Below are 14,187 nucleotides of genomic sequence, written 5' to 3'. Positions count from 1 at the left end.
CGGTTCCGTGGGTAGGGTGACCGTGACGGACGGAGGCGATCATGACGGCAGACCACCCCTCGGCGCCGGGCGGTGACTCGCCCGGCACCCTGCCGGCGCACCACGAGCCGATCCTGCTCGACGAGCCCAGCACGGCCGACCTGCGGGCCAAGGTCACCCAGGCCTGGCACGAGTTCGCGCGGGCGCTGGCCGAGCGGTTGGCGGCGCTGCCCACGGGCACGCACGTCGAGCTGACCCTCGACCCGACCGCCTCCGGCACCGGCGACGCGGTCTACTCGGTCAGCATCGACGTCGGCGAGGAGGGCCGGCTGGCCGCCCGCGCGGTCGGCAACGCCACGCTGCCGGAGGGCTACCGGCTGGACCGGGCCGCCGTGGCGGACATGATCGCGCTCGGCTGGTCGCCGCCCGGCGTGGTGGAGGGCTCCGGCGAGCACTTCGGGCTGGACAGCGGCACCGCCGAGGCGACCCGACTGGCGGCCCTGCTCACCCGGACGCTGCGCGACGTCTACGGCGCACCGCACCCCGCCTTCCTCGTCTACCTCATCCACGACGCCGAGGGCGAGCCGCTGCCGGTGGAGCCGCTGGGCACCGCGCGCAGCGAGTTCGGCCCCGACCGCGACGTGGAAGCCGACCTGGACGAGGCGCTCGCGGCGGCCGCCGCCGCCCAGGCGCCCGAGCAGGACGTGGCCGCGCTCGCCGAGAAGGTCCGCACCGTCGTCTCGACCATGCTCAAGTCGGACTCGGACCGGTTGCAGGTCGACTCCGACGGCGACATCAACATCCGCGCCGGCTCGGCGATGGTCTTCGTCCGGGTCCGCGACAACCCGCCGCTGGTGGACGTCTTCTCCCCGGTGCTGACCGAGGTCGAGCCGACCGAGCGGCTCTACGTCAAGCTCTCCGAGCTGACCAACCGGATGCCGATCGGCCGGCTCTACTGCGCCGACGACACCGTGTGGGCGTCCATCCCCGTCTTCGGCCGCAACTTCCAGGCCACCCACCTCATGCTCGCGGTCCAGGTGATGACCGGGCTCGCCGACGAGCTGGACGACCGCCTGCACGGCGAGTTCGGCGGGAAGCGGTTCTTCGGCGAGGGGGACAAGCCGGTCAAGCGGGACCAGGGCGAACACCGCACCGGCATGTACCTCTGAATTCCCCCGCGTTGGTGGCGGGTGGAGCCCGGAAACCCCGAGAAACCGGGCCCCACCCGCCGGGGAGGGAGGATCAGGTCACGGGGAGCCAGTCGAGGCTTCGCGCGGTGGCCGGGTCGGTGGCCCGCAGGCCAGCGGCGGAGACGGTCCAGAGCACGTCCCCGACCAGCAACGACCGGAGGACCCGGCCCGCCCGGTCGGCGTGGGACACCGTGCCGACCTCGGCGATGTCGGTCCCGGACACCCGCAGCAGCCGTACGTCGTCGCCGACCGGCAGGGCGACCAGCCCCGTACCGGGGTGGTGCAGGAAGGCGTGCGTGTCGTGCTCCAGCGCCGAGTACGCCCTCGGCACGTGCCACTGGTCGAGCCGGGCCGGGCGGGCCGGGTCGCGGACGTCGAACAGGGAGACCTGGAGCCCCTGCACCCGTCCCCGCCGGTCGGCCTCCTGGCCCACCCCGAGCAGCCGGCCCTCCGGCAGCGGGTGCAGGTACGCCGAGTAGCCGGTGATCTTCAGTTCGCCGGTGACCCGGGGCGCGGCCGGATCCGTCAGGTCGACCGCGTAGAGCGGGTCGGTCCGCCGGAACGTGACCACGTACGCGGAGCCGCCGAGGAAGCGTACGGAGTAGATCCGCTCGCCGGGCCCGAGGCCGGTGACCGCGCCCGTCCGGACCAGCCTTTCCCCGTCGGGGCGCAGCACGTACACGGCGGACTGCGACTTCTGGCGGGTGCTCCAGGTGTCGCCGGTGGTGGTGGCGACCCGCAGGTGCCCCTGCCACTCCGAGAGGGCGTACTGGTTGACGAGCGTCCCGGGCACCGTGCCGGCGGCCACGTAGCGCGGCCGTCCGGGTGAGCGGGTGTCGAACTGGTGGATCTCGGTGACCTGTTCACCCGCCCGCCAGGCCACGCGTGGTGCGCCCGGTCGGGCCGACGCCGGCCGCTGCCCGGCGAGGTAGAGGCTGGTCCCGGTGCCGTAGACGGTGCTGGCGTCGGCGGCGACGCTGACCGGGTCGCCGGCACCGAGCCGGTCGCCAGCCAGGTCGAAGCTCAGCACGGTCAGCATCGACGTGCCGGACCAGACGGGCGGCCGGCTCACCCGGTCGCAGCCGACCCGGCCGACGTGCCGTTCCGCCCCGGCCGTCCACTCGTACGCCGGCAGCCACGCCTCCACCCCGGCCCTGGCGATCACCGCCCGGTTGACAGCGGTCCGCCTCGCGTCGGTGCTCCGCTTTTCGCGTGGGAAGATCAGCCGGGGCTGGGTGCGGACGACCACCCGCGCGGTCGATCCGGTCTGCCGGGCGTCGACCAGGCTCCCGTCCATCCGGTACGTCCCGAGCACCCGCGGCGCGCCCGCGAGGTCGACCAGGATCAGGCGCGGTACGTCGCCGAACGGTACGTCGCTGCGCCGTACGTCGCTGAGCGGCATCGCGCGGGTCGCAGGCATCCGGCCCGCGCCCACCTGGGCCAGCACCAGCGCCCGGTCGCCGTGCAGCAGCAGGGTCGTCTGCCGCCCCCACCGCAGCTCTGGCATTGCACCGGTGAGGTCGAGGCGGCCGGTCTCCCGCCGGGCGGCCGGGTCCACCACCCGCAGCGTGCCGCCGGTGACGGTCACGATCCGTCGCCCGTCGGTCTTGACCAGGTCCGGTTCGTCCGCGCCCGGCTCGTGGACGTTGGTCGTGGAGTGCTCCGTGGCGGCCTGGGCGGAGAGCGTCCGCGCGCCGGACGCGGCCTTGGGCACGGCGCCGAGATCGAAGGCCATGCGCTGGCCGCCGCCGAATCCCCACGGGCCGACGGCCGCGCCGGCGGTGGCGCGCAGCCCGGCCAGCGCGTCGGCGCAGGATTCGTAGGAGACCAGCCGAGGCGCGGCGGTCGGCGGGCCCGGAACCGGCGGGTCGGCTGGCACCGGCGGGAGGGCGCTCCCGCCGAGCAGCGTGAGCGCGGCCAGCGTGCCGACCGCGAAGATGTGGGCTCCCCGTGTCATGGCCGGTTCGACGCGCCCGGCCGACGCCTGGTTCCGGCCCGCACGCCCGGTTTCCGCCGGCCGCGGGTCGCGAGGCCGACGAGGCTCAGCGGGGGGAGGGGCCGACGCCGGGGGACTCGACGAGCCGGGAGAGCACGATGGTGCTCCGGGTGGAGGTCACGAAGGGCTCGGCCCGCAGCCGCTCCAGCGCCGCCTCCAGGTGCCCGATGTCGGCGGCCCGCAGGTGTACGAGCGCGTCGGCCTCGCCCGAGACGGTGTACGCGCCGACCACCTCGGGGTGCCGGCGGGTGGCCACCCCGATCTGCGCCGGGGTGGTCCGCCCGGCGCAGAACAGCTCGACGAACGCCTCGGTGGTCCAGCCGACGGCGGCGGGGTCGACGACGGCGGTGAATCCCCGGATCACGCCGGCCGCCCGCAGCCGGTCCACCCGTCGTTTGACCGCCGGAGCGGAGAGCGACACCCGCTGACCGATGTCGGCGTACGAGGCGCGGGCGTCCGCGACGAGCAACGCAATGATCCGCTGGTCTACGGCATCTATCTGCAATGTTCCGCCTCTGAGAAGCAACGGTTGCGGCTGTTACCAAAGTTCGAGGGTACCTACCCTTGGTCACCGTGAACCAGCAGCGAGTCCCGCGAAAGCGGACATATCTCATGTGCTCGCCCGAGCACTTCGCGGTCGAGTACGCGATCAACCCGTGGATGGACGTGACCACTCCGGTCGACTCGCAGCTTGCGGTCAAGCAGTGGGACCGGATGCGGGAGACCCTGGTCGGTCTCGGCCACGAGGTGCACCTGCTGACCCCCGAGCCGGGCCTGCCCGACATGGTCTACGCGGCCAACGGGGCGTTCGTGGTCGACGGCACGGTCTACGGCGCGCAGTTCAAGCACGAGCAGCGGGCCGCCGAGGCCGCCGCGCACCGGGCGTTCTACGAGTCGCAGGGCTGGCGGTTCATCGCGCCGATCGAGACCAACGAGGGCGAGGGCGACTTCGCGTACCTGCCGGAGGCGCACGGCGGGCTGATCCTCGCCGGGCACGGGTTCCGCACCGAACTGCCGGCGCACGCCGAGGCGCAGGAGGCGCTCGCCCGGCCCGTGGTGTCGCTGCGCCTGGTCGACCCGCGCTTCTACCACCTGGACGTCGCGCTCGCCTCCATCGACGACGAGAACGTCGTCTACTACCCGGGCGCCTTCTCCGCGGCCAGCCAGCGCGTGCTCACCCAGCTCTTCCCCGACGCGGTGGTCGCCGACGCCGAGGACGCCCTGGCCTTCGGCCTCAACCTGGTCAGCGACGGGTTCAACGTGGTGCTGAACAGCGAGGCGACCCGGCTGGCCGGGAAGCTGAAGGCGGCCGGCTACCACCCGGTCCCGGTCGAGCTGGCCGAGCTGAAGAAGGGCGGCGGCAGCGTGAAGTGCTGCATCGCCGAACTCCGCCACTGATCCTCGCTCCCGCCCCCGCCCCGCCTCCCCGCCGGCCCATCCGCCGGCGCGGGACGCGGGGCGCGGGTCAGCCGAGGGTGGCCAGCTCGGTGACCAGCACGTTCGACAGCACCTGGCCGTCGAGCTGGACCTCGCGCAGGTACCACTTCTGCTGCGGCGTGCGCGGCTGGTTGAACTGCCACACCCCGCGCGGGCTGTCGATCTGGCCGATCTTGCCGAGGGCCAGGTTGACCTGCTGCGGGTTGGGCGACCCGCCGGCGATCCGGATCGCCTGGTCGAGCACCTGCGCGGCGTCGTACGAGGCCATCGCGTAGGTGGTGGGCGAGGTGCCGTGCTTCTTGCGGTACGCCGAGGCGAACCGGCGGTTGGCCGTGTTGTTCAGGTCGGACGAGTAGTTGAGCGCCGTCTGGATGCCCAGCGCGTCCTCGGCCTTCACGTTGCTCAGCACGGCGCCCTCGGTCAGGAAGCCGGGGGCGTAGACCTTGCCGGTGAACCCCTCGATGCGCAGCTGCTTGATGAACTCGACCGCCGCCGGCCCGGCGAAGTAGCAGAACACCGCCGTCGGGTTCCGGCTCAGCGCCGTGCGGATGTCGGCCCGGTACGCGGACTTCGACGGGTTGGTGAAGACGCCCGTCGAGACCAGCGCGTCCTTGATCCGGGGGTCGGACTCGCCGAACTCCTGCCGGAAGCCCCGCACCACGTCCTGGCTGCCGACGCTGTCCGGCGCGATGATCGCCAGCCGGGCCGACGGTTCCAGCTGCTCCCGCAGGTAACGGCCCAGCGCCCGGCCCGCCTCGTCCAGCACGTACGACGTCCGCCAGATGTAGACGACGCTCTGGAGGCTGGACGGCGAGGCGTTGGAGCCGATGAGGGGCACCCGGGCCTCCTCGACGGTGTTGCGGATGCCGGACATGACGTTCGCGTCGACCACGCCGGTGAGGGCGAGCACGCCCTGCTTCAGCAGCCCCTCGACGGCGGCCTTGCCGGTCTTGACGCTCTCGCCCTCGTCGGCGGTGAGCAGGGTGGTCGGGTGCCCGCCCAGCAGCTTGTCGTTGAGGTCGAGGAAGAGCTGGAAACCGTTGGTGATCTCGTCGCCGATCGCCTTGAGACCGCCGCTGGTCGGCGCCACGAGGCCGATCTTGATCGGGTTGCCCCTGCCGGCCGCTCCGCCGTCCGCGTCGTCGGTGCCGCACCCGGCGACCAGTCCGGCCGTACCGAGAGCGCCCAGCAGTTGGAGGGCCCGCCTGCGGTTCATCTGCGACACCGAGTTCCTTCCGGGGAGCGTTGCAGGGCGGATCACGCCCCCTCGGCGTTCTACCGGCTCAGCGACGCTGCGTCAATGCTTAGCGATCTTCCTGGAGAGATCGGAAAGCAGCCGTGATCTGCGGCCAGGCCGCGGACTCCGGATCGATGAGCCCGAAATGCTCGCATTCCGGCAGCTCAACGAGGCGCACGTCGCCGCCCGCCGCCCGGCCGGCGGCGACGTACTCCCGGCTCATCCCGATCGGCACCTGCTGATCCAGGGCACCGTGCACGACTACTGTCCGTGTCGGTGCTGGCACCGATGATCGTGGATCGACGGTGGCGTACCGCTCGGGGACGTCCGCCGGGCCGCCGCCGAGCAGCGCGGCCACCGCCCCCGCGTCCAGATCCAGCCGGTACGCCTCCGCCAGGTTTGACACCGGGGCCAGCGCCAGCACGCCGCCGACGACGGCCGGGGCGGTCGTCGCCGCGTACAACGCCAGGTGTCCCCCCGCGGAGTGGCCCACCAGGAGCGGCGGCCCGGCGGCGACCCGCCCGGGCAGCGCCTCGGCCGCGAGTCGGGGCAGCTCCGTCACGCCGGTCAGCACGTCGGTCAGCGTCCCCGGCCAGCCGCCACCCGGCTGCCCCGTCCGGCGGTACTCCACCTGGGCCACCGGATGGCCCAGCGCGGCCAGCCCGACGGCCAGCGGGTCGGTGTGCCGGCGGTCGTACTCGGCCCGCCAGAAGCCGCCGTGCACCACCACGACCAGCGGCCGGGCCGGGCCCGGGCCGGCGGGGACGCGCAGGTCGGCGACCTGGTCCGGGTGGTCGCCGTAGGAGACGGTGACGTCGGGGGGCGGAGTGGGCCGGCTGAGCACGTCGCGGGGGTCGGCGGGCATGGCGCGACCGTAGCGCGGATCACGCGCGGAACCGAGGCCGGGGATCGGTCCCCGGGCGCATGGGCGCTCGCGGCTGGGTAAAGATGGTTCCCATGACCGAAGCGCACTCCGCTGGACAGAACGACGAGCCGGGCCAGGATGGCACCGGTCATTCCGGAACGGTGGTGGTGGTCGGCCCGGACGGGCGGCCTGTCGGCACCGTGCAGACCGACGAGGCACACGGCGAGGACCCGACCCGACTGGTCGAGCAGCCGGCCAAGGTGATGCGGATCGGCAGCATGATCAAGCAGCTGCTGGAGGAGGTCAAGGCCGCCCCGCTCGACGACGCCAGCCGGCACCGGATGCGGGAGATCCACGAGCGGTCGATCGTCGAGCTGAAGGAGGGGCTCGCCCCCGAGCTGCGCGAGGAACTGGAGCGCATCTCGCTGCCCTTCACCGAGGAGAAGGCGCCCAGCGAGGGCGAGCTGCGCATCGCGCACGCCCAGCTCGTCGGCTGGCTGGAGGGCCTGTTCCACGGCATCCAGGCGGCCCTGGTCGCGCAGCAGATGGCCGCCCGCGTGCAGCTGGAGCAGATGCGCTCCGGCCGGCAGGCGCTGCCGAGCGGCCCGGGCGGCGGCATGCTGCCGGGCATGCCGGGGATGGGCCAGCCGCCGCAGGGCGGCGAGGGGCACAGCACCGGCCAGTACCTCTGACCGCGCGGCCGGCCGGGGCCGCCGGCCGGCCGCTCACCCCACCCCGAAGACCTTCTCCAGGTACGCCGCCACGCCGTCCGCCGAGTTCGCCGCCGTGACCTCGTCGGCGATCTCCAGGACGGCGGGGTGCGCGTTCGCCACCGCCACCCCCCGGCCGGCCCAGGTCAGCATCGGCACGTCGTTGGGCATGTCGCCGAAGGCGAGCACGTCCCGGGCGTCGATGCCCAGCCGCGCGCAGTACCACGCCAGCCCGGCCGCCTTGGTCACGCCGGCGGCGGAGATCTCCACCAGCCCCGAGTACGACGAGTGCGTCGCCTCCGCCAGCCCCTCCAGGGCCGCCGCCACCAGCGCGACGAACGCGTCGGGATCATGCTCGGCGGACCGGGCCAGCAGCTTCACCGCCGGCGCCGCCAGCAGCTCCTCGGCGGTCTCGACCGCCCGGATCGCGTCGTGGTCGGCGTCCCAGCGCAGCGGGTAGTGCGCCTCGTGCCGCATCTGCCGGCTGTCGACGATCTCCACCGCGAAGCTGACCTCGGGCACCTCGGCGCGCAGTCGCCGGGCCACCTCGGCGAGCAGTTGCGGGGCGAGCGGGTCGGCCCGCAGCACCTCGTCGGTGACCGGGTCGTAGACCACCGCGCCGTTGGCGCAGATGGCCGGCAGCGGCTCGGCGAGCTGCTCGTACACCATCTTCAGCCAGCGGATCGGACGGCCGGTGACCAGCACGACCGGCGTGTCCCGCGCGGAGAGCCGGGCCAGCACCTCGGCGGTGTGCGGGCTGAGCGTGCGGTCGTCCCGGAGCAGGGTGCCGTCGATGTCGGTGGCGATCAGCCGTGGTGCCCCTCCCATCAGCGGGACAGTAGCCGATCGAGGTACACCGCCACCCCGTCGTCGTCGTTGCGCAGGGTCACCTCGTCCGCGAGGGCGCGGACCGTCGGGTGGGCGTTGGAGACCGCGACCCGCGCCCAGCCGGCCCACTCGAACATCGGCAGGTCGTTGGGCATGTCGCCGAAGACCAGCACCTCGGCCGGGTCGACGCCGAGGCGCTGCGCCACCACGGTCAGCCCGGTGGACTTGTCCACCCCGGGCGGGCAGATCTCGACGAAGCCCAGCCCGGCCTGGGTGAGCGTGGCGACCTCCGGCGGGACGATCTGCCGGGCGACCGCGAGCAGTTCGTCGACGTGGTGGTCGGCGGTCCGGACGAACGCCTTGATCACGTCGCAGGAGAGGCACTCGGTGCGGCTGCGCGTCTCGAACGCGTCCTGGTAGGGCCAGCTCGGGTGGTAGTCGCCCCAGAGCGGGGCGTCGTGCTCGTCCGACGCCTCGACCATCACGGTCAGCGGCCCGACGGCCGCCTCCAGGTCGGCCAGCAGCGTGGCCAGCACCTCGGCGGGAAGGCGCTCGTCGCGCAGCACCACCGGCCCGGACGGGTCGCTCTGGTCGACCACCCGGCCGCCGCCGGCCATCACCAGGAAGTCCGCGGCGCGGATGTCGTTGCGGGTCAGTTCGGCGAGCCGGGGCCCGCGACCGGTCGCGCCGACCACCGGGATCCCGGCGGCCCGCACCCGGTCGAGCACCGCATGGGTGTACGCGGAGACGGTCTCGTCGCTACGGACGAGCGTCCCGTCGAGATCCGTGGCGATCAGCTTGGGCAGGCCCGGGCGGGTCATCGTTCCTCCTTCGCCCGCCGCCGTCGCTGCCAGCCGTCTCGGTCCTCGGTGCCTCGACCCTGAGTGACGGCGGGCAGCAAACGTACCTCGCGGAACGGGCCCCGACCATGGCGTTCCGGCGAATGCCGGGCCAACGGTCGACGGCCCGCCGGTGTTCCCGCCCGGGACCGCCCACCCAGCCGTACGGTGGGCGGGTGGGAGAGCGGGACTGGCCGGTGGCGGAGACCATCGACACCGAGCGGCTGCTGCTGGAGCCCCTCCGGGTCGACCACGCCGAGGAACTCGCCCCCCTCCTGGACGACCCGGCCCTGTACGAGTACATCGGGGGCGGTCCGGCCACCACCGAGCAACTTCGGGAGCGTTACGGCCGGCAGGTGGCCGGGCGGTCCCCGGACGGCCGGGAGGGCTGGCTCAACTGGGTCGTCCGGCACCGGGACACCGGCGACGCGATCGGCACCGTCCAGGCCACCGTGCGGCTCGACGGCGACCGGCCGGTCGCCGAGCTGGCCTGGGTCGTCCTGGCGCCGCACCAGGGCCGCGGCTACGCGGGTGAGGCCGCCGTCGGCCTGGTCGGCTGGCTGGCGGAGCACGGTGTCGGGTCGCTGGTCGCGCACGTGCATCCGGATCACCGGGCGTCCGCCCAAGTGGCCGAGCGGCTCGGCCTGCGGGCCACCGACGAGCGGGTGGACGGCGAGGTCCGCTGGGTGGCCCCCTGAGGGGTGCGGGCGGACCGGCGGGGCCGTTCGGGCTGCGGCGCGGGCCGGGTCACCGCGCGGGCCGGCGGCCACCAGCGCGGGGCGCGGTGGCCGACCGGGTCAGTCCCGGGGCTCGGGGCGGGCGAAGGGGATGGCCGGCCCGACGGTGAGGTCGGCCGGCGCGGGCAGCCCGTCGTCCGCCACGTCCCGGGCCCTGCGGCTGCGGCGGCGCTGGCCCACCGGCTCCGCCTCGCCCCCGTCGTCCGCCTGCTCGGCGGGCGGGACCGCGTCGGTCGGGGCCAGCTTCAACGCCGCCGCGAAGAGGGCGCAGGCCAGGAACGCCGTCACCAGGCCGCGGCCGTACTCGACCCGGAACCCGTCGTCCGTGGAGTAGAAGAAGACCCGCTGGCCGGCCTCGTCCAGCGAGGTGGCGGTCGCGACCAGCAGTCCGAGCAGCGCCACGGCCAGGGCCAGCCCGGCGAGCCGGGCGTTGGGGCGCACCGCGAGGGAGCCGCGCAGCGCGAGCACCACCGCGCAGACCAGGGCGAACAGCCCGACCAGGTAGCCCACCCCGAACCCGCCGATGTCGGACACCCCGCCCGGCACCCGTAGCGGCGTGTTGCCCTGCGGGCCGGCGTTGGGGATGGTCATCACCTGCCACTCGCCGAGCATCGAGGCGAGGGCGGCCACCGCGCCGAGCGCCGCGAGCAGCACGGGGAGGCGACGATCCCGGCCCAGACCGGAGAACGTACGGCCGAACCGGCCCGGCCCAACCGGCTCCGTGCCCCACTCCAGGACGGCCGCACCGTCGGACCGGTGTTCCTGCCGGGGAATGGGGGAATCCTGGGACATCGGCCACCCTTCCGCGTTCGCGGGCCTGCCCCGAATCATGACACAGTACGCACCCGGCGACCCGGAGCGTGAACGGTCGCCGGCCGGTGCCTGTTCGACTAGCGTCGGGTGCATGCCTATCCGTACCGCTTCCGCACAGTGGCAGGGCAACCTCACCGAGGGGTCCGGCACGATCCGCACCGGCAAGGGCGGGATGCAGGGGAACTACTCCTTCAAGTCCCGGTTCGAGGAGGGTGAGGGCACCAACCCCGAGGAGCTGATCGGGGCGGCCCACGCCGGCTGCTTCTCGATGGCGTTCTCCAAGGCGCTCGCCGAGGCGGGCTCGCCGCCCACCTCCGTGGAGACCACCGCCAAGGTCCACCTCGACAAGACCGACGCCGGGATGACGGTGACCCGCATCGAGCTGGACACCGTCGGCCAGGTGCCGGGCATCGACGAGGCGCAGTTCACCAAGCTCGCGGAGACCGCCAAGGAGAACTGCCCGATCTCCCGCCTGCTCGCCCCGGGCGCCCAGATCAGCCTGACCGCCCGCCTCGCCTCCTGACCTGACCGTTGCGCCGTCGGCGTCGACCGCCACGGGGAGCCGCGCCCGCTCCCCGTGGCGGTCCGCCAGTTCCGACCGGCGCGGGCGGGCCGTGTCGTCGGGCAGAATGGGCCGGGTGCCGGTGGAGATGAGTCGCGAGCGCTTCGAGGAGCTGGTCGGCGACGCGCTCGACGAGGTGCCCGAGGAACTCCTCGCGCTGATGAGCAACGTCGTGATCCTGGTCGAGGACGACCCGCCCCCGGGCGAGGACCTGCTCGGCCTCTACGAGGGCCACGCCCTCACCGACCGGGGCTGGGACTACGCCGGCGTGCTGCCGGACCGCATCCTGATCTACCGCAACCCCATCCTGCGCATCTGCGACGACGACGAGGACGTCGTCGACGAGGTCGCGGTCACGGTGGTGCACGAGATCGCCCACCACTTCGGCATCGACGACGCCCGCCTGCACGAGCTGGGCTGGGGCTAGGGATCGGCGCCACCGCCGGGTGGGCGGGGCGCCGGTCCGGGCGGGCGCGGCGGGCCGGCGACCGGTGGGCACCCCGAAGCGGCGACGACCGGCGGGCGCCGGAGCGGCGACGGCCGGTGGTCGCCGCGGGCCGGACGGCCGGTGGTCGACGGTTGCCACGGTCGCCTACCGTCGGTCCAGGCACCACGAACTCAGGAGGCACTTCCATGCGCAGCGAGCTGTTCTCGGCGGAGAACCTTGAGAAGGAGTCCGCGCAGCCCGGCATGCGGCTGCAGAACTCCAAGATGTTGAAGATCGAACTGAACGGCGAGGCGATGGCCCGGGTCGGGTCGATGGTCGCCTACCAGGGGCAGGTGCAGTTCCAGGCCCTCGGCTCCGGCGGGCTCGGCAAGTTCCTCAAGCAGAAGCTGACCGGCGAGGGCGTCCCGCTGATGAAGGTCTCCGGCCGGGGTGACGTCTTCCTCGCCGACTTCGCCAAGGACGTGCACGTCATCGACCTGGAGCCCGGCGACGCGCTCTCCATCAACGGCTCCAGCGTGCTGGCCTTCGACTCCACCCTCCAGTACGACATCCGGATGGTCGGCGGGGCCGGCATGGCGTCGTCGTCCGGCCTGTTCAACTGCGTCTTCAGCGGCCACGGCCGGATCGCCATCACCACCAAGGGCACCCCGGTGGTGCTCAACGTCGACGCCCCCACCTACGTCGACCCGCAGGCGGCGGTCTGCTGGTCGGCCAACCTCCAGACCGGCTACCACCGCGCCGAGCAGCTCGGCCTCGGCACGCTGCTTGGCCGCCGCACCGGCGAGTCGTTCACGATGAGCTTCGCCGGCCAGGGCTTCGTCGTCGTCCAGCCCTCCGAGGAGCCGCCCATCATGGGCAGCGGCTCCCAGGAGCAGCAGGGCGGCCTCCTCGGCGGCCTGCTCAGCTAGAGGCACCGCGTCACCCCGCCCCGCCCCCGCCCCGCGCCGACCGGCCCCGCCGGATCCGGTGCCGGTCGGGGGCGGTGCCGTTCCGGGGCCGCCGTCGGCCGCACAGGCGGTGCGGGGCCGGTGTCGGCCGCACAGGCGGTGCCGGTGCGGGCCGGTGTCAGCTTCGGGGGCGGTGCGGGGCCGGGCGTCAGCTGAGGTCGCCGGCGCGGAGGCGGGCCAGCCAGGCGGCGGCGTCGGCGTAGTCGGCGTCCGAGAGGCCGGCGGGGGCCGGGATCGGGCGGTCGCCCGACCCGGGGAACCGGTGCCGGGGGTACGAGCCCAGGAAGCGCACGTCGGCGCAGACCCGGCGCAGCCCCTGCAAGGCCTCGCTGAGCCGCACGTCCGCCACGTGCCCCGTGCAGTCGAGGAAGAAGACGTACCGGCCGAGCGCCTCCCCGGTCGGGCGGGACTCGATCCGGGTCATGTTGACCCCCCGGACGGCCAGCTCCATGAGCACCGACAGCAGCGCGCCCACCCGGTCGTGCGCGATGTAGACCGCCAGGGACGTCACGTCGTCGCCGGTCGGCGGCGGGGGCGGCCCGGGGCGGGACACCAGCGCGAAGCGGGTCACCGCGTCCGGGTGGTCGGCGATCTTGTCGGCGAGCACGTCGAGCCGGTGCCGGCCGGCGCCGATCGGGGCGCAGATCGCCGCGTCGTACTCGCCGGCGGCGGCTCCGGCGGCGGCCGCGCCGTTGGAGAGCACGTCGACCACGACCGCGTCGGGCAGGTGCGTGCGTAGCCAGCCCCGGCACTGGGTGGACGCCTGCGGGTGGGCGGCGACGCTGCCCACGTGCGGGAGCGTCGTGCCGGGCCGCGCGGCGAGCACGAACTCGACCGGCAGGATCACCTCGCGGGTGATCACGAGGGGGGCGCCCTCGGCGAGTTCGTCCAGGGTCACCCCGACCGCGCCGCCGATCGAGTTCTCCAGCGGCACCAGGGCCGCGTCCGCCTCCCCGGTTCGTACGCTCTCCAGCGCCTCCGGCACGCTGCGGGCCGGCGTGCGGCTGCCCCGCTCGGCGGCGGGGATGCTGTTCAACGCCTGTTCGGCGAAGGTGCCCTCCGGCCCGAGGTAGACGAAGCGCGTCGGCGGTGTTCCCGGCATGGCGACAGCCTACGCACCCGGTACGCCGAGCGACCCGGCGTCGCAGACGCGCGTCCGGATGCCGGGTGGCCCGGCGGCGCGGACCTCGGCGGTGCAGACGTCGGTGCCGGCGGTGACCAGCCGCGGGGCGCCCGGCCGCCCCTGCGTGACCACCTGGAGTGTCTCGTGCCCGGTCACGTCGAGCACGGTGTAGTGCCACTCACCGGCGCAGAGCGGCCCGGTCCGCACCCGGACCCGGACGCCGTTCGGCAGTACGCCACCCCGGCCCCGCACCAGGTCGACGATCCGTGCCCCGGAGGGGCCGTCCGGGCAGGGGACCGCGACCAGGCCGGGGTCGACCGTGGGGGTGACCGCCCCGCCGCCGGGCAGGCCGGTGGCGGGCGGGGGCGTCGGCGTGGCGCTGGGCGTGACGGGGACGGCGGTGCGGGTCGGGGCGGCGGTCGGGGCGGGACGGCGCAGCTCCGGCGGGGTGCCGCAGCCGGCCAGGGGCAGCGCGG

The 14,187-nt window shown here is 74.2% G+C and carries 16 protein-coding genes; 7 read left to right on the top strand and 9 right to left on the bottom strand.

Translation table 11 applies throughout. The features are described from left to right. The first annotated feature begins 41 nt into the window (after positions 1-41). Positions 42-1,148: a hypothetical protein gene (locus AB0G08_RS03025; RefSeq protein WP_358082282.1), complete on the top strand. Its 1,107-nt coding sequence runs from the start codon at positions 42-44 to the stop codon at positions 1,146-1,148. 73 nt (positions 1,149-1,221) lie between these two features. Here the strand turns inward: AB0G08_RS03025 and AB0G08_RS03020 are convergent, their stop codons facing one another. Together AB0G08_RS03020 and AB0G08_RS03015 are read right to left on the bottom strand one after the other, a co-directional pair. Continuing rightward, the gene (locus AB0G08_RS03020; protein WP_358082280.1) at positions 1,222-3,126 is read right to left on the bottom strand and encodes a beta-propeller domain-containing protein; all 1,905 of its coding nucleotides are present in this window, start codon (positions 3,124-3,126) and stop codon (positions 1,222-1,224) included. A gap of 85 nt (positions 3,127-3,211) precedes the next feature. Continuing rightward, entirely contained in the window at positions 3,212-3,670 is a 459-nt protein-coding gene (locus AB0G08_RS03015; RefSeq protein ID WP_358082277.1) for an Lrp/AsnC family transcriptional regulator, read from the bottom strand. A 59-nt stretch (positions 3,671-3,729) separates the two neighbouring features. On the opposite strand from AB0G08_RS03015, the gene ddaH reads away from it, so the two are divergent. Next, positions 3,730-4,563 (top strand): dimethylargininase, encoded by an 834-nt coding sequence (ddaH, locus tag AB0G08_RS03010; RefSeq protein ID WP_358082274.1) that lies wholly within the window; start codon positions 3,730-3,732, stop codon positions 4,561-4,563. A 67-nt stretch (positions 4,564-4,630) separates the two neighbouring features. On the opposite strand, the gene AB0G08_RS03005 is transcribed toward ddaH, so the two are convergent. Then, a complete protein-coding gene (locus AB0G08_RS03005; protein WP_358082271.1) occupies positions 4,631-5,827 on the bottom strand; it encodes an ABC transporter substrate-binding protein in 1,197 nt (398 codons plus the stop codon). A gap of 79 nt (positions 5,828-5,906) precedes the next feature. After that, positions 5,907-6,704: a prolyl oligopeptidase family serine peptidase gene (locus AB0G08_RS03000; protein WP_358082268.1), complete on the bottom strand. Its 798-nt coding sequence runs from the start codon at positions 6,702-6,704 to the stop codon at positions 5,907-5,909. An 83-nt stretch (positions 6,705-6,787) separates the two neighbouring features. Here AB0G08_RS03000 and AB0G08_RS02995 point away from each other — a divergent pair, with 83 nt between their 5' ends. Then, positions 6,788-7,396: a bacterial proteasome activator family protein gene (locus tag AB0G08_RS02995; RefSeq protein WP_357877434.1), complete on the top strand. Its 609-nt coding sequence runs from the start codon at positions 6,788-6,790 to the stop codon at positions 7,394-7,396. Between the two features lie 33 nt (positions 7,397-7,429). Here AB0G08_RS02995 and AB0G08_RS02990 read toward each other — a convergent pair whose 3' ends face one another. Both AB0G08_RS02990 and AB0G08_RS02985 read right to left on the bottom strand, forming a co-directional pair. Continuing rightward, the gene (locus tag AB0G08_RS02990) at positions 7,430-8,242 is read right to left on the bottom strand and encodes an HAD family hydrolase (protein ID WP_358082265.1); all 813 of its coding nucleotides are present in this window, start codon (positions 8,240-8,242) and stop codon (positions 7,430-7,432) included. Beyond that, on the bottom strand, positions 8,242-9,063 hold the full coding sequence (locus AB0G08_RS02985) for an HAD family hydrolase (protein WP_358082262.1): 822 nt from the start codon (positions 9,061-9,063) through the stop codon (positions 8,242-8,244). The genes AB0G08_RS02990 and AB0G08_RS02985 overlap by 1 nt, the downstream gene beginning before the upstream one ends. Before the next feature lie 194 nt (positions 9,064-9,257). On the opposite strand from AB0G08_RS02985, the gene AB0G08_RS02980 reads away from it, so the two are divergent. Beyond that, entirely contained in the window at positions 9,258-9,779 is a 522-nt protein-coding gene (locus AB0G08_RS02980; protein ID WP_358082259.1) for a GNAT family N-acetyltransferase, read from the top strand. A 99-nt stretch (positions 9,780-9,878) separates the two neighbouring features. Here the strand turns inward: AB0G08_RS02980 and AB0G08_RS02975 are convergent, their stop codons facing one another. Then, positions 9,879-10,610 carry a hypothetical protein gene (locus AB0G08_RS02975; RefSeq protein WP_358082256.1) on the bottom strand — a complete coding sequence of 244 codons (732 nt, stop codon included), beginning with the start codon at positions 10,608-10,610 and terminating at the stop codon, positions 9,879-9,881. A gap of 112 nt (positions 10,611-10,722) precedes the next feature. Here AB0G08_RS02975 and AB0G08_RS02970 point away from each other — a divergent pair, with 112 nt between their 5' ends. The 3 genes from AB0G08_RS02970 (at position 10,723) to AB0G08_RS02960 (ending at position 12,549) form a co-directional block, all read left to right on the top strand. Beyond that, on the top strand, positions 10,723-11,154 hold the full coding sequence (locus AB0G08_RS02970) for an OsmC family protein (protein WP_357877449.1): 432 nt from the start codon (positions 10,723-10,725) through the stop codon (positions 11,152-11,154). 121 nt (positions 11,155-11,275) lie between these two features. Beyond that, positions 11,276-11,620, top strand: a complete 345-nt coding sequence (locus AB0G08_RS02965; protein ID WP_192581591.1) for a metallopeptidase family protein — start codon at positions 11,276-11,278, stop codon at positions 11,618-11,620. A gap of 206 nt (positions 11,621-11,826) precedes the next feature. Continuing rightward, positions 11,827-12,549: an AIM24 family protein gene (locus tag AB0G08_RS02960; RefSeq protein ID WP_089002863.1), complete on the top strand. Its 723-nt coding sequence runs from the start codon at positions 11,827-11,829 to the stop codon at positions 12,547-12,549. Between the two features lie 187 nt (positions 12,550-12,736). Here the strand turns inward: AB0G08_RS02960 and pheA are convergent, their stop codons facing one another. Both pheA and AB0G08_RS02950 read right to left on the bottom strand, forming a co-directional pair. Then, complete coding sequence (pheA, locus tag AB0G08_RS02955; protein WP_358082253.1) at positions 12,737-13,690, bottom strand: prephenate dehydratase; 954 nt, start codon at positions 13,688-13,690, stop codon at positions 12,737-12,739. A 9-nt stretch (positions 13,691-13,699) separates the two neighbouring features. After that, on the bottom strand, positions 13,700-14,182 hold the full coding sequence (locus AB0G08_RS02950; RefSeq protein ID WP_358082892.1) for a hypothetical protein: 483 nt from the start codon (positions 14,180-14,182) through the stop codon (positions 13,700-13,702). Positions 14,183-14,187: the final 5 nt, after the last annotated feature.

The sequence above is a fragment of the Micromonospora sp. NPDC023644 genome (assembly GCF_040640115.1).
Taxonomy (GTDB): Bacteria; Actinomycetota; Actinomycetes; order Mycobacteriales; family Micromonosporaceae; genus Micromonospora.
This window is presented reverse-complemented; position numbering and strand designations above follow the sequence as displayed.

What these genes read in the sequence shown, in the direction of transcription:
- AB0G08_RS03020 (WP_358082280.1), bottom strand. Translation starts at nt 3,126, where the DNA reads ATGACACGGGGAGCCCACATCTTCGCGGTCGGCACGCTGGCCGCGCTC.
- AB0G08_RS02995 (WP_357877434.1), top strand. Translation starts at nt 6,788, where the DNA reads ATGGTTCCCATGACCGAAGCGCACTCCGCTGGACAGAACGACGAGCCG.
- AB0G08_RS02960 (WP_089002863.1), top strand. Translation starts at nt 11,827, where the DNA reads ATGCGCAGCGAGCTGTTCTCGGCGGAGAACCTTGAGAAGGAGTCCGCG.
- AB0G08_RS02985 (WP_358082262.1), bottom strand. Translation starts at nt 9,063, where the DNA reads ATGACCCGCCCGGGCCTGCCCAAGCTGATCGCCACGGATCTCGACGGG.
- AB0G08_RS03025 (WP_358082282.1), top strand. Translation starts at nt 42, where the DNA reads ATGACGGCAGACCACCCCTCGGCGCCGGGCGGTGACTCGCCCGGCACC.
- pheA (WP_358082253.1), bottom strand. Translation starts at nt 13,690, where the DNA reads ATGCCGGGAACACCGCCGACGCGCTTCGTCTACCTCGGGCCGGAGGGC.
- AB0G08_RS02990 (WP_358082265.1), bottom strand. Translation starts at nt 8,242, where the DNA reads ATGGGAGGGGCACCACGGCTGATCGCCACCGACATCGACGGCACCCTG.
- AB0G08_RS02975 (WP_358082256.1), bottom strand. Translation starts at nt 10,610, where the DNA reads ATGTCCCAGGATTCCCCCATTCCCCGGCAGGAACACCGGTCCGACGGT.
- AB0G08_RS02970 (WP_357877449.1), top strand. Translation starts at nt 10,723, where the DNA reads ATGCCTATCCGTACCGCTTCCGCACAGTGGCAGGGCAACCTCACCGAG.
- AB0G08_RS03000 (WP_358082268.1), bottom strand. Translation starts at nt 6,704, where the DNA reads ATGCCCGCCGACCCCCGCGACGTGCTCAGCCGGCCCACTCCGCCCCCC.